The sequence below is a fragment of the Arthrobacter ginkgonis genome, assembly GCF_039540195.1.
In the GTDB taxonomy this organism is placed as follows: Bacteria; Actinomycetota; Actinomycetes; order Actinomycetales; family Micrococcaceae; genus Zafaria; species Zafaria ginkgonis.
Genome location: NZ_BAABEO010000011.1, coordinates 195,195 through 208,280 on the forward strand (window position 1 = coordinate 195,195; position 13,086 = coordinate 208,280).

Below are 13,086 nucleotides of genomic sequence, written 5' to 3' on the forward strand. Positions count from 1 at the left end.
ACCGGCGCCTTCGGACGCAGCATGCTCGCCATGGGTTCCCTCGGCATCGCCCTGCTGGTCACCGGAAGCGGCGCGGGCTTCGCGGACGCCACCGCCGTAACGGCGTCGTTCACCGTGGCCGGCGCCGTCGCCGGACCGGGGATGGCACGGCTGGTGGACGGCCGCGGCCAGCGCAGGGTCGTTCCGCTGCAGCTGCTGTGCTTCGTCCCCGCGACGGCGGTCCTGGTCGCGGCCGTTGAGCGGGGATGGCCCGTAGCGGTGTCCCTGGCCGCCGCCGCGTTGGCGGGCGCGTCCCTGGTGCCCGTCGGATCGCTGGTGCGGGCCCGGTGGGCGGCGATCCTCCGCGGGTCGCCGCAGTTGCGCACTGCGTACGCCCTGGAATCCGCCCTCGATGCGGCCGGGATCGCCGTCGGAGCCCCGCTGGCCTCCCTGCTTGCGGCGCAGGTCCACCCTGCCGCGGCGCTGGTTCTGGGAGCGGGCACGCTGGCGGTCTCGGCCGCGGTCCTGGTGCTGCAGCGTGCCACCGAGCCGGCCCCCGTTCCGGGGCGGCCGGACGCTTCGCGGGCCTCCCGGATGCTCCCGCCGCTGCGGCCCCTGCTGGTCGGTGCCGTCTTCGTTTGCGTGGGCACGGCAACCGGCTCCTTCGACATGTCCACCCTGGCGTTCGGCCAGGCGCACGGCCCAGCCGGGACTGCGGGGGTTTTCCTGGGCCTCTACGCGGTGGGCTCCCTGCTGGGAGGGGTGCTGATCGGGGGGCGCTGTTTCGGCGGGACCACCCCACGGCACCTGCTGGCCGTTCTCGGCATCCTGCTGCTGGCGGCAGGGCCGCGAGCGGGCCCGTCATCGACCTGGCGGGTCCCGGGGCGGCCTATTGGATCACCGTCTGCGGTAGCGCCCTGGCCCTGCTGGTCGCCTCCGCGGGATCGGGCAGGACCCGCCGGACGGTTCCCGCGGCCGCAACAGGGAAGACCGAACCGGTGCGGTGACAGGCAGGAGCCGGCGGGCCTGAAGGGCCCCGGCGCGCAGGGCGTCCGCGGGCCCCGGGGCCTCGCGCGGACGCCCCCTTTCACGGACGGCTGCGGCTCCAGCCGATGGCCGGGCCGACCCTGGTGGCCAGGAGCTCCAGCTGGCGGCGGGCGTGGGCCGGGTCGAAGGTGTCGTGGTAGGAGAAGTTGGCCACCAGGTCGGTCCCGAAGTCGCGGATCAGCGGGTCCTGCAGGATCTCGGCGGCCACGTCCTCGGGCGACCCGAAAAGGGCCACCTGGTCCAGGTACTCCCGGGTGGTGAGGCCCGCCAGCGAGTCGTTGCCGCTGATCCGTGCACGCACCCCCAGGAACGGCAGCCGCTTCCCGAGGACCGGATCGAGCTCCGCGGCCACCTGGTCCTTGCTCTCGCCGAGGTAGAGGAACCGGAAGAGTCCGACGCGCGGTTCCCCGCTGTTGCCCCAGGCCTTCCACTGCTCCACGTAGGTCCTGGCCTTGGGGTACTGGCCCGTGCCGACGGGATCGAAGAACGCACCCAGCTGGATGCCGTCCTTGGCCGCCGCCGCGTCGGCCGCCCGCTGGTGGGAGGTGACCCCCTGCCAGATCCGGCCCCGGAGCCCCGGCACGTGGGGCTGGATGCGCGGGGCCCCGTCGGCCTCGGACACGGGTTTCCCGTCGAGCACGTCGTGGAGGCGCGCCAGGCGGCTGTCGTAGAGATCGTGACGGTCGGTCGCCTCGAGGCCGAAGGCGTCGAAGGCCCCCAGGTTGGCCCCGCCGGTCCCCAGCCCCAGGTGGACCCTGCCGCCGGACAGGATGTCCAGGACGGCCGCGTCCTCAGCCAGGCGAAGCGGTTCCTCCAGGGGAAGGGTGACGATCCCCGTGCCCAGTTGGATGTGCCGGGTGCGTCCGGCCACCGCGGCCAGCAGCACCAGCGGCGAGGGCACCGGCCCCGGGGTGTTGTCGAAGTGGTGCTGTCCTACCCACACGCCGTCGATCCCGAGCCCTTCGGCGTACAGGATGGTGTCGGCAACGTCCTGGTACAGGCGGGCGGTGGCTTCGGGGCTGCGGTCTTCCAGCCCGAGGTTGAGGGCGAACCCGAGGTGCAGTTTCTTCGGTTCGGTCGGCATGCGGTTCAGTTCCCCTCCGGTTCCGTGTACCTGTAGGCGGCGGCGCTGCTGATGGCCTCGTACCCGAGCGAGGCGTAGAGGCGTCCGGCGTTGCTGCCGTTCTGCTGGTCCACGCCCAGGGAAACGGCATCGACGCCGAGTTCATGGACCCGGGCCCACAGGGTCCCCAGCAGCAGGGCGGCCAGGCCCTTCCTGCGCCACTGCCGGCGCACGCCGATGTAGGAGGTGTGGGCATTGACGTCGCGGAACCCCAGGGTGTCGTCGGTGTAGTTGGAGCCGAGGACGTATCCGGCCACCGTGGGTTCCGCGGCGCCGTCGTCCAGGACCGCGAAGCTGTACTTGGGCTCGAATTCGTGTCCCTGGAGGTAGCGCCGCCAGGTTTCCGGGTCCTTGCTCAGTTCGCCGAAGTGCTCCAGGAAGGTCTCGTGCTGGGCCTGCCGGACCTGCTCCAGCAGGTCCCGTTCCCGCACCGCGTCCCAATCCAGGACGGTGAAGCCCGGCAGCGACGGCGCCACGGCATCGGCGGCCGCGACCGGCCGGCGCATGCCGAAGAACGACCGCTCCTTCGCGAACCCCCGGCGCAACAGCGCTTCCTTCAGGAAGGTCCTGCCGTCCGCGGAGAAGATCCGCAGCTCGGCGGGACCGGAAAGCCCGGGAAGCTTCCGCGCGCCGTCCTGGAGCAGGCCCACGACGGCGTCGACCACGTCGGCCGGAACGCCCTCATCTGTCACCAGCGAACCATTGGCCAGGTTCCGCCCCTCGGCCGGCGGGAACAGCACGGAGTATCCGCGAATGGCGCCCGCCGCGTCGCGGAGGATCCGCGCCTGGCCGGCGACCGCCCCGTCGAGCACGCCCCGGACGCCGTCGACCGTGGCCGGGTGCTTCCTGCCGCCCTCGGCGCGGAGCGCGTCAACGAAGCGCGCCAGGTCTGGCAGGACGGTTTCCGACGCGGCCCGGGCCTCCCAACCGTCCGGTAGCGCATCCACGGGGAGGCCGGTCCCTTCCACGGGGCTCGGGGATAACTGCCGGTTTGGTGCCATGGCGCAACTCCTTGGGAAACATCCGGGCCCGCTGGTTGCGGGGAACTGCCCACCAACGTAGACGGCGCTGCGGGAACGGCTGGAGCGTTGTTACCACCCATGTCACCGCGTCGTTTTCCGCCTTGGGCCCGCCGTCACAAGACGAAGCAATGCGCCCGGCGGGCGCCGCCCGGCCCGGTTTGTTGAACCTTTGTTGAGCCTTGTTGAGCAAGGTTTCCTGCCCCGTTCCCGGGCGGGCCTGCTTCGGTAGCGTGAGCCAAACATGCTCGCCAGCCGGCGCCGGAGCAGCCGGCCCGCCGGCTTTCCGCCTCCGATGCGACCCGTAGTGAAAGGTGCCGCCATGTCTGAAGCCCGCGAAGGACACGTTCTGTTGGGGATCAATGTTCTGGTGCTCGGGTACCTCCCGGCCTCCTGGCAGTCCCCGCTCCTGGAGAAGAACGCCTTTGTCGATCCGGAGTACTGGCGAACCATTGGACGGATCGCCGAACGCGGCACCCTGGACGCGATCTTCCTGGCCGACGGCCCGCTGCTGGGCAACCCGTCGTACGACGCCGGCAACGGCCGGTTCGATCCCACCATCACCTGGGCGCACGTCGCCGCCTCCACCCGGAACATCGGCCTGATCGCCACCGCGTCGACGACCTTCAACGATCCCTTTGAATTGGCGGAGCGGTTCCTCTCCTTCGACCACGTCTCCGGTGGCCGGGCCGGATGGAACCTGGTGACCTCCCGCAACGTGCCGGCCGCCAACAACTTCGGGCTGACCGGCGTGCTGGGCCGCGAGGACCGCTACGAGCGCGGGTCCGAGTTCGCCGACGTCGTGACCCGGCTGTGGGATTCGGCCGCGACCGGCGAGCAGGTGCGGCACCAGGGCAAGTATTTCCAGCTCGACGGGCGGCTGGCCGTCCCGCCTTCGCGCCAGGGACGCCCGGTTATTTTCCAGGCGGGCGGATCCCCGCAGGGCCGCGAACTGGCAGGCCGGCTGGCGGACGGCGTTTTCGCGGCGGAGCTCACCAAGGAGGGGGCGATCGAGCACTACAACGAGGTCAAGCGGCACGCCGCTGCCTTCAGCCGGAACCCCGGTTCGGTGAAGATCCTGCCCGGCCTGCTGCTGACGCTCGGCAGCACCGAGGAAGAGGCGAAGCGGCGCACCGATGAACTGCACGACGCCGGCCCGTCGGCCTATTCGGTCCAGTGGCTCTCCCAGTCGATCGGGTTTGACGCCTCCCAGCTGGAGCTCGATGAGAAGTTCCCCGAGGAGGTCCTGAACGCGCCCATCGACACGGCCACGTTCACCGGAAGCATCGGCTTCCGCCAGTCCATCTTCGAGCAGATCCGCCAGACCAACCCCACCGTCCGCGAGTACCTGAAGCAGACCCGCTACACGGGCTCCGGACACGGAGGCTTCGTGGGTACCCCGGAGCAACTGGTGGACAAGATCGAGGACTGGTACCGTTCCGGCGCCATCGACGGCTTCAACCTTCAGCCGGACGTGCTGATCGACGGGCTGGCCGTCATCGCCGACGAGGTCGTCCCGCTGCTGCGCAAGCGCGGCCTCTACCGTCACGAGTACACCACCGACACCCTGCGCGGACACTTCCAGGCGCAGTCCCTCATCGACGCCTGAGGCCCTCCCCGCAGCCACTGTGCGAAGCCCCGCTCCCCGAAGCGGCCACGCCCCTCCAAGCGGCCATAAGGCGCGGGGAGCGCCGTCGTGCACGGCCCCGTGGCGGGGGCCTTGGACGGGTGCCCTGCGTACAGTTATCGATACGTACAGCTATCGATCAGGCGGGACCGTGGACCTCACCACCCATCATCTTCGGTGCTTCCTGGCGGTGGCCCGGGAGCTCCACTTCGGCCGTGCGGCCGCCTCCCTGCACCTGAGCCCCTCGTCCCTGAGCGGCCAGGTCTCGGCGCTGGAACGCCGGCTGGGCCGGCCGCTGTTCCAGCGCTCGTCGAGGAGCGTGGAACTCACCGAATTCGGCCGCGGCCTGCTGCCGCTGGCGGAAAAAGCGGTCTCCGCCTTTCAGGAGGTCCTCGACTGGGCCGGGGCGGAGGCAGCCGCCCCAAGCCTCCGCGTCGGGCTGATGGTGTCCAGCCCGAAGTTCCGCGACATCATGGCCGCAGCGGCGGAACGGATGCCCGACGTGCAGTGGCAGATCCGGCAACTGGGCTTTCTGGACTGCCACGCCGCCCTGGAACGCGGGGACATCGACTGCGCGTTCGTGGCGGAGGTCGGCGACGTGCCCGTCCCCGACGTCGACGCCCTGCCCTTGTGGGAAGAGGACTGCGTGCTGGTGGTGTCCGAAAACCACCCGCTGGCAGGACGCGCCGGCGTCCGGCTGGCGGAGATCGCCGGGGAAACGTTCCTCTCGGTGGAGGACAAGGCGGCCTCGGCGCGGTGGTACTCGCGGATCGGCTCCGCGGGGCCGGAGCCGAGGGTGTTGCGGACCGCCCGGAACTTCGAGGAGATCCTGGAGATGTGCGGCGCGGGCCTGGGCGTGAACATCGCCGGCGCGTCCGCCCCGCAGACCTACTCCCGTCCGGGCCTGGGCTTCGTGCCGATCGTGGATGCGCCGCCGGCCACCACCTTCCTCTACCTGCCGCGGGGCCCCCGCCCCGCGGCGCTGGCGCGCTTCGCCCAACTGGCGGCCGAGATCGCAGCGCCCGCGCCCTCCTGAACTCCTGGCCCTCCTGAGTCCTTCTCCCGAGGCGCGCTGCGGCGATCATGCGGATTGGCCGAAGGATCGTGCGGAAGATCGCGCTGGCCACCCGCTGCGCGGCGGCCCCATGATGGGCAAATGCCCCACCACCCTTCATCCCCAACCATCAGCGCAGCCGAGCACGGCGAGAGTGTCACTGTGCACCGCGACATCGTGTTCGCCCGCCGGGACACCGGGGACCTGCTGCTCGATCTCCACCGTCCCGCCACCGGCCACCCCGTCCCGGTGGTGCTCTGGCTCCACGGCGGCGGGTGGTTCACCGGCGACCGGACCCTGGCCCCGGACCTCGGCGCCGGCGCCGCGGCGACCGGCTGCGCCCTGGCCAGCATCGAGTACCGGCTCTCAGGCCAGGCGCTGTTCCCCGCGCAGCTGCACGACGTCCGCGCCGCCATCCGGTTCCTGCGCGCCAACGCGGAGCGCTTTGGGCTCGACCCCTCACGGATCGGCGTCTGGGGCGCCTCCGCGGGCGGGCACCTCGCGGCCCTGGCGGGCCTGACCGGCCACATCGCGGCCTTGCCGGATGAGTTCGGCGCCTCCGAGGCCGACGGCGGGAACGACGCCGGCGCGGACGCGTCGGTCCAGGCGGTCGCCGAATCCTACGGTCCCGTGGATCTGGCCGAATGCGTGGCCGGTGCGGCCGCCGCCGGAGGGGACGGCTCCCGTACCCCCGAGGCCCGGCTCCTGGGCGGGCTGCCGGCGGACCGTGCCGAGCTGGCCCGGCAGGCTTCCCCACTGACCTGGGTGAGCGCGGCCGCGCCTCCCTTCCAGATCTCGCACGGCACCGGGGACGTCCTGGTTTCCCACCGGCAGAGCGAACGGCTGCACGCCGCCCTCGTGTCCGCCGGCGTGGAGAGCGACCTCTACCTGGTGGAGGGCTACAAGCACGGTTTCCTCAACCCCGCCGGACGGCTCGACGTCGACCTCGCCGCGGTCATGGACGACGGCCGCCTGGCCGCGGAGGGCACCGCCGCGGCGCTGCACCGCGGTTCCGGCGCCCAGAACACTCCCGACAGCCCCGGCGCCACCGACGGCCGGACGACGTTCGGCTTCCGGGACATCCACGATTTCTTCCGCCGGCACCTCGTGCCCGGCACCGACTGATCCTCTCTCCCCGCCCCCACCCCTTCCCGACAGGAGAACCCATGACCGCCATCGACCTCGAAACCATGCACGGCATCGCGCCCGTCATCAACGCACTCCCCGGCGAACCCGTCCCGTACTACCTGGCCAGCGGCGAAGGCCTGCGCTACGAATCCGGCGGCCAACTCTGGACCGTGATCGCCCGCAGCAGCGACACCGGCGGACTGTTCGACGCCGCGTTCATCCTGGGCCCCCGCGGAACCGGCGCCCCCTTCCACAGCCTGCCCGCCCACCAGCGCTCCTACCAGGTCTTCGAGGGCAGCGTGCAGTTCTGGCTGCCGGGACAGAGCCGGATCCTGGTGCCCGGCGACTCGATCCACGTGCCGGAGGGGACCCCGGTGGCCTACCGGTTCCTCAGCCACCTGACCAAGGTCCTCTTCTACTCCGCCCCGGGCGGAGCCCTGGACGCCCTGGCCGGCTCCGGAACGGAGGTCGAGCGCCACGTGTACTCCGCCTCCGGCTCCCCCAACCGGCTCATCCTGCCCGCGGACGCCCGCGTGCACGACCTCCCGCTGACGGATGCCCAAGACGTCTGGGACGACCAGCTTCCCGGCGGAACGGAAGCCTATTTCCTCCGCTCCGGCACCGGGGACCGGCTGGGCTGGCCGGACGCCGTCAACGCCTATGGCGCGCGGGGGCGCAACACGGGCGGACGCTACCTGGCCGTCAACACGCTCGCCGCCCCGCAGCCCTACATCATCAGGCATTTCCACCGGCAGCACACCGAGAACTTCCTCTGCGTCTCCGGACGGATCTGGCTGTGGGCCAACGGCCAGGAACTGCTCCTGACCCCCGGCGACTTCCTGCACGCCCCGGCCGGAACGGTGCACAGCTTCGCCATCGAAGCCCACAACACCGGCATGCTCGGAATCCTGACCTCGGATGTCTTCGAGCCGTTCTTCGACGTCACGGGCATCGAGACCGAGGACCTGGTGCACACGGAAGGGCTGATCGATCCCTCCGTGGTCATGGGCGGCATGAAGGCCAACCCCGACCTCGACGTCGTCGTTGTGGGCGGCCCGCCGGAGCGGGTCCGGGCGGCCGGCCTGTAACGGCACCCCTTCCGTGCTCCCTCCGTGACCCCTACATGTGGGACGCGGAGGGGGTCTCAGGCGACGGTCAGCTCCGCACGCAGCCGCGTCGCGAAGTCGCGGATCCGGGCCACGATGTCGAGTGCGCCGCCCGAGATCACCCATTGCAGCTGCAGTCCGTCGCTGACCGCGATGCACTCCTGGGCGATCGCCTCGTAGTCGATGCCCCGCTTCAGGGTCCCGGACTCGGCCCTTCGCCTCAGGAGCGCGGCCAAGCCGGCCACGGCCTTTGCATAGCGCTCGGAGAAGAGCTGGTGCGCCGGGCTGGACGGCTCGCCCGCCTCCGCCATCAGGAGCACAAAAAGCTCGATCAGGCCCGGCTCGGCGACCATCCGTTCGGTCGCGGCGACCATTTGGGCAAACGGATCGGAGACGTCCTCGCCCGTTTCCAGGGCCTCCCACCCCTTGGAAGTGCTTTCGAACCGGCGGTCCGCCACCGCCAGCAGAAGGTGCTTCTTGGAGGGGAAGTGGTGGAGCAGTCCGCCCTCGGACAGGCCCACGTCCTTGGCGATCTGGGTCATGGCCGTGCGGTGGTAACCGGTCTCCCGGAACTTCTCGCTGGCGACGTCGAGGATGGCTTCCCGCCGGGCACGTCCGACGGAATAGCTCCCAGTTTTGGTTCGAGTCCGCATGGAATCAGGCTATCGGCCGCGCTCCTCGTTAAAAACATTGCATCCTTTGTTTTTAAGCCGTAGCGTGTTCCACGTCACGGCAAACACCTCCCGTGGCATCGCTAGGCAAGGAGTTGGAATGGATCGGCACATCTGCGACGGACTGCGCGTGGAGCACCTGGAGGCACCGTTGGGGCTGGGTGCGGAACGTCCCCGGTTCTCGTGGCGGATGGAGACCAACGACGTCGGATCGTGGCAGGCCGGCTACGAACTCGAGGTTGCCGAGGCGGAAACCGGAAGCGTGGTGTGGGCCTCCGGGCAGCGCAACGAGTCTGATTCCGTGCTGGTCGCCTACGAGGGTGCGGCGCTGCGCTCGAACACCGCCTACACGTGGCGGGTGCGGACGTGGTCCTCGGCCTCCGCGGCGCCAAGCGAATGGGCCTCCTCCCGCTTCGAGACGGGCCTGATGCGCCGCTCCGACTGGTCGGCGCACTGGGTCGAACCCGAGCAGGTTCCCGCCGGCGTCGAACGATGGACCATGGTCGACTGGATCGCCGGACGCCGCCCGGAGGGCGAGCCGGCGCAGCGGCTGCGCCCCACCCGGCTGCTGCGCCAGAGCTTCGACCTCGCGCTCCCCGTCCTCCGCGCCCGCCTGTACGCCACGGCGCGGGGCATCTACGAGGCGCACGTCAACGGCCGGGCCGCAGACGACCAGGTGCTCGCACCCGGGTTCGACAGCTACGCGCACCGCACCTCCGTGCAGTGCTACGACGTGACCGGCCTGCTGCGCACCGGCCCGAACGCCCTCGGATTCGCCCTCGCCGACGGCTGGTGGGCAGGCCGGATCGGGCTGACCGGTTCCAGCGCCCAGTGGGGCGCCAGGATCGCGGCGCTCTGGCAATTGGAGATCGAGCACGTGGACGGATCTCACACCACGGTCGCCTCGGACGCCACCGTGCGCTCCACGCGCGGCCCCCACGACTACGCCGACCTCTTCGTCGGCGAACGTCTGGACCGCCGGGCCGTCATCGACGGCTGGAACGAGCCCGGTCTCGACGACTCGCGGTGGCGGCCGGTCCGCGTGCTCGACGAGGACCTGGAAAACCTCACGCCGTTCCACGGGGAACCGGTCCGCAGGGTCCTGGAACTGGCGCCCGTCCGGATCAGCGGGGACGTCGATTCCGGTTTCCTCGTCGACTTCGGGCAGGTCGTCGCCGGCCGGGTCCGGCTAACCATGCCGCAGCTGGCCCCGGGGACGACGGTCACGATCGAGCACACCGAGGCGCTGGCCGCCGACGGGTCCTGGTTCGTCAACATCGACGGCATCAACAAGGAGCAGACGGACGTCTACGTCGCCGCGGGACTGGCCGGCGGAGAGCGGTACGAGCCCTCCTTCACCTTCCACGGCTTCCGCTACGCCCGCGTCCACGGACTCCCCGCGGCACCGTCCCCCGCCGACATCCGCGCCGTCGTGCTCAGCAGCGACCTGGAACCGGCGGGCGACTTCACCACCTCGGACGAACGGCTCAACCGGCTCCACCGAAACACCGTGTGGAGCCAGCGCGGAAACTTCCTCTCCATCCCCACCGACTGCCCCCAGCGGGAGCGGGCCGGCTGGAGCGGCGACATCCAGGTCTTCGCCCCCGCGGCCGCCAACAACGCCAATGTCGCCGCCTTCCTCACCCGCTGGCTGCGCAACCTGCGTGCCGACCAGCTTCCCGACGGCGCCGTGCCCATCTACTCGCCCCGCTCCCCGTTCGACGCGGACCAGGCCGCCACGGGCGAGGGACTGGGGGCGATCGTGGCGGCCCCGGGGTGGGGCGATGCGATCGCCATCGTCCCCTGGGTCCTGTACGAGCGCTACGCCGACGCGGGCGTGCTCGCGGAGAACTATGACGCGATGCTTGCCTGGATCGACCACCAGGCCCGTACGGCCGCGGCCGGCATCCCGGCGCGCCTCGATCGCGGCTCGATGGACGCTCGGACCAGGGAAAACCACTCGCTGCTCTTCAACACGGGCGAAAACTTCGGCGACTGGCTCACCCCCAGCACCCTGCGTGGCCGCCCCCTGCACGAGGCCATCGGGATCGCCCCCCGCCTGACCGGCGAAATCGTCGGTCCGATGTTCCAGATCCGCACCCTCGACCTGGTCTCCCGCATCGCCGCGGTCCTGGGACGCGACGACGACGCGGCGCGCTTCTCCGGCCGCGCCCGGCGCCTGCGCCAGGCATTCGCCGAGGAGTACATCACCGAGGACGGACGGCTGGGCTGCGACCTGCAGGGACCCCACGTGCTGGCGCTGGCCTTCGACCTGGTCCCCGAGGACCGGCGAGCGCTGGCCGCAGCCCATCTGGCCCATTTGGTCCGCGCCAACGGCGACCGTCTCGACACCGGCTTCCTGTCGGTCCCCCACCTTCTGGATGTCCTCCAGGACACCGGTTACGGCGACCTCGCCCAGCGCGTGCTCTGGCAGTCCGAGGAACCCTCCTGGCTCTACGAGGTCGACCAGGGCGCCACCACCATCTGGGAGTCCTGGGACGCCGTCGCCCCCGACGGAACCCCGCGCGCGGTGTCCATGAACCACTACGCCTTCGGCTGCGTGGACGACTGGCTCTACCGCCGGGTGGCCGGCATCTCCCCGCTCAGCGCCGGATACCGGGAATTCCTGGTGGAGCCGGACTTCACCAGCGGGCTGTCCCACGTGCAGGCCTCGATCAATTCGCCCTACGGAAGGATCGAGATCGCCTGGACGCTGGCCGAAGGCACTACGAACGAAGGCACCGCGGACGAAGGCACGGCGACCGTCGAACTGACCGTGCCTCCCAACACCCGGGCGACCCTCCGCCTCGACGGCGTGGAGGAAACCCTGCCCAACGGCTTCCACGTCCGCAGAACCAACCCTGCCCGGATCGCCAGCCACGCCGGGCTCCGCGCACACCCCGCGCCCTGACCGGCATCCCCCACCGCACCACCGCATCGCACCGCACCGCACCGCGGCATCCACCCGCACGAAACAAAGGAGTTCCCGTGTCCGCACCCAACCTCACCCCGGAAGCCGAGCTCGGCCCCCGCCGCTCGGACCCGCCCGCAAACACCCGCACGCACCCGGCGGTCTTCAGCCTCGCGTTGGTCGTCGTGACGGCCGGCATCTTTTTCGCCGCCCTGACCCCGCCCATCATCAGCCTCTCGATCCGGGTGTTCGGGCTCGACCCCGAAGGCAAGACGATCGGCCTGTCCACGGTTCTGCTAATCGGGTCCGTCCTAGCGGTCGTCAGTTCCCCGCTGTTCGGTTCGCTCTCGGACCGCACGCGCAGCCGCTTCGGACGCCGCAAGCCCTGGCTGGCCGCCGGGGCAACGCTGATGCTCGGCGGCGGCCTCATCGCCGGCGCCGCTCCGTCGCTTCCCGTCCTCACCCTGGGCTGGGCGATCGCCCAGGTCGGGTTCAGCGCCTCGATCTCCAACGTGTTCGCCCTCATCCCCGACATGGTCCCGGACCGGTACCGCGGCAGAGTGTCCGGCGGAATCGGCCTGGCGACCTCGCTGGTGGTGCTCGCGGGCATCGCCTTCGCCAGCAACAACGTGACCAACCCCGTGGCAATGATGGCGGTTCCCGGCGCCGTGGCGTTCGTCCTCATCGCCGGCCTGCTGCTGCTCATCGGGAAAACGGACGTCGTCGCGACGGACCTGCCGCTCAGCCGGTTCACCGTCAGGGAGTTCCTGGGAAGCTTCGTGGTCAACCCGGCCAAACACCCCAACTTCGCGTGGAACTGGATCAGCCGCTTCCTCTTCAGCATCTCGATGGTCGGCATGCAGACGTACGCCACGTACTTCCTCATCGATGCCGTGGGCCTGGACGTGCAGGGCGCCGCCTCGCACTACGCCATGGTGACGGCGATCGGCACGCCGGTCTCCATCCTCTGCTTCGCCGGCTCGGGATGGCTCTCGGACAAGCTCGGCCGCCGCAAGGTCTTCGTCCTCCTCGCCGCCGTGGTCTGCGCCGTCGGATTCTCCGTCGCCGCGGTCTCCCCCACCGCCACCGGATTCCTCGTGGCCTTCCTGATCCTCACGGTCGGGCAGGCGTTCTACCTCACCGTGGATGTCGCGATCGCGGCCGCCGTGGTCCCCGACCCGAGCCAGGCAGCCAAGGCCATGGGCGTCTACCAGGTCGCCACGACGGCCCCGGGGCTCGTCGTTCCCATCCTCGGAACGCTCATCCTCACCTCCGCCGCCGCCTACGTCCCCTTCTTCCTGTGCCTCGCCCTCGCGGCGTTCCTTTCGGCCATCACCATCACGTTCGTCAAGAACGTCAGGTAGCCCCTTCGTTCGGGGCAGGCCCCCATACGCAACGACGGCGGCACGCGCCTTCCCCAC

9 protein-coding genes and 1 pseudogene are annotated in these 13,086 nt (G+C 70.7%); 7 read left to right on the top strand and 3 right to left on the bottom strand.

What is annotated here, in order from left to right:
- Window positions 1-21: 21 nt before the first annotated feature.
- Window positions 22-807: pseudogene (locus ABD912_RS23575) on the top strand (MFS transporter); the annotation flags it as partial.
- A 259-nt stretch (window positions 808-1,066) separates the two neighbouring features.
- On the opposite strand, the gene ABD912_RS09425 reads toward ABD912_RS23575, so the two are convergent.
- The gene (locus ABD912_RS09425; RefSeq protein WP_345150291.1) at window positions 1,067-2,110 is read right to left on the bottom strand and encodes an LLM class flavin-dependent oxidoreductase; all 1,044 of its coding nucleotides are present in this window, start codon (window positions 2,108-2,110) and stop codon (window positions 1,067-1,069) included.
- Window positions 2,111-2,115: 5 nt separating this feature from the next.
- Window positions 2,116-3,096: a GNAT family N-acetyltransferase gene (locus ABD912_RS09430; RefSeq protein ID WP_345150292.1), complete on the bottom strand. Its 981-nt coding sequence runs from the start codon at window positions 3,094-3,096 to the stop codon at window positions 2,116-2,118.
- A gap of 394 nt (window positions 3,097-3,490) precedes the next feature.
- On the opposite strand from ABD912_RS09430, the gene ABD912_RS09435 reads away from it, so the two are divergent.
- The 4 genes from ABD912_RS09435 to ABD912_RS09450 all read left to right on the top strand — a co-directional run bounded on the left by ABD912_RS09435 (window position 3,491) and on the right by ABD912_RS09450 (window position 8,065).
- Window positions 3,491-4,777 carry an NtaA/DmoA family FMN-dependent monooxygenase gene (locus ABD912_RS09435; RefSeq protein WP_345150294.1) on the top strand — a complete coding sequence of 429 codons (1,287 nt, stop codon included), beginning with the start codon at window positions 3,491-3,493 and terminating at the stop codon, window positions 4,775-4,777.
- A 169-nt stretch (window positions 4,778-4,946) separates the two neighbouring features.
- Window positions 4,947-5,831 (top strand): LysR family transcriptional regulator, encoded by an 885-nt coding sequence (locus ABD912_RS09440; protein WP_345150295.1) that lies wholly within the window; start codon window positions 4,947-4,949, stop codon window positions 5,829-5,831.
- Between the two features lie 120 nt (window positions 5,832-5,951).
- Window positions 5,952-6,974 (top strand): alpha/beta hydrolase, encoded by a 1,023-nt coding sequence (locus ABD912_RS09445; RefSeq protein ID WP_345150296.1) that lies wholly within the window; start codon window positions 5,952-5,954, stop codon window positions 6,972-6,974.
- 41 nt (window positions 6,975-7,015) lie between these two features.
- Complete coding sequence (locus tag ABD912_RS09450) at window positions 7,016-8,065, top strand: quercetin 2,3-dioxygenase (protein ID WP_345150298.1); 1,050 nt, start codon at window positions 7,016-7,018, stop codon at window positions 8,063-8,065.
- 56 nt (window positions 8,066-8,121) lie between these two features.
- On the opposite strand, the gene ABD912_RS09455 is transcribed toward ABD912_RS09450, so the two are convergent.
- Window positions 8,122-8,736 carry a TetR/AcrR family transcriptional regulator gene (locus ABD912_RS09455; protein WP_345150299.1) on the bottom strand — a complete coding sequence of 205 codons (615 nt, stop codon included), beginning with the start codon at window positions 8,734-8,736 and terminating at the stop codon, window positions 8,122-8,124.
- 118 nt (window positions 8,737-8,854) lie between these two features.
- On the opposite strand from ABD912_RS09455, the gene ABD912_RS09460 reads away from it, so the two are divergent.
- The gene (locus ABD912_RS09460) at window positions 8,855-11,665 is read left to right on the top strand and encodes a family 78 glycoside hydrolase catalytic domain (RefSeq protein WP_345150301.1); all 2,811 of its coding nucleotides are present in this window, start codon (window positions 8,855-8,857) and stop codon (window positions 11,663-11,665) included.
- Between the two features lie 77 nt (window positions 11,666-11,742).
- On the top strand, window positions 11,743-13,029 hold the full coding sequence (locus tag ABD912_RS09465) for an MFS transporter (RefSeq protein ID WP_345150302.1): 1,287 nt from the start codon (window positions 11,743-11,745) through the stop codon (window positions 13,027-13,029).
- Window positions 13,030-13,086 lie beyond the last annotated feature (57 nt).

Bases quoted from the DNA above. Each gene is read 5' to 3' on its own strand.
- ABD912_RS09425 (WP_345150291.1), bottom strand. From the start codon at position 2,110: ATGCCGACCGAACCGAAGAAACTGCACCTCGGGTTCGCCCTCAACCTC.
- ABD912_RS09435 (WP_345150294.1), top strand. From the start codon at position 3,491: ATGTCTGAAGCCCGCGAAGGACACGTTCTGTTGGGGATCAATGTTCTG.
- ABD912_RS09445 (WP_345150296.1), top strand. From the start codon at position 5,952: ATGCCCCACCACCCTTCATCCCCAACCATCAGCGCAGCCGAGCACGGC.
- ABD912_RS09450 (WP_345150298.1), top strand. From the start codon at position 7,016: ATGACCGCCATCGACCTCGAAACCATGCACGGCATCGCGCCCGTCATC.
- ABD912_RS09455 (WP_345150299.1), bottom strand. From the start codon at position 8,736: ATGCGGACTCGAACCAAAACTGGGAGCTATTCCGTCGGACGTGCCCGG.
- ABD912_RS09460 (WP_345150301.1), top strand. From the start codon at position 8,855: ATGGATCGGCACATCTGCGACGGACTGCGCGTGGAGCACCTGGAGGCA.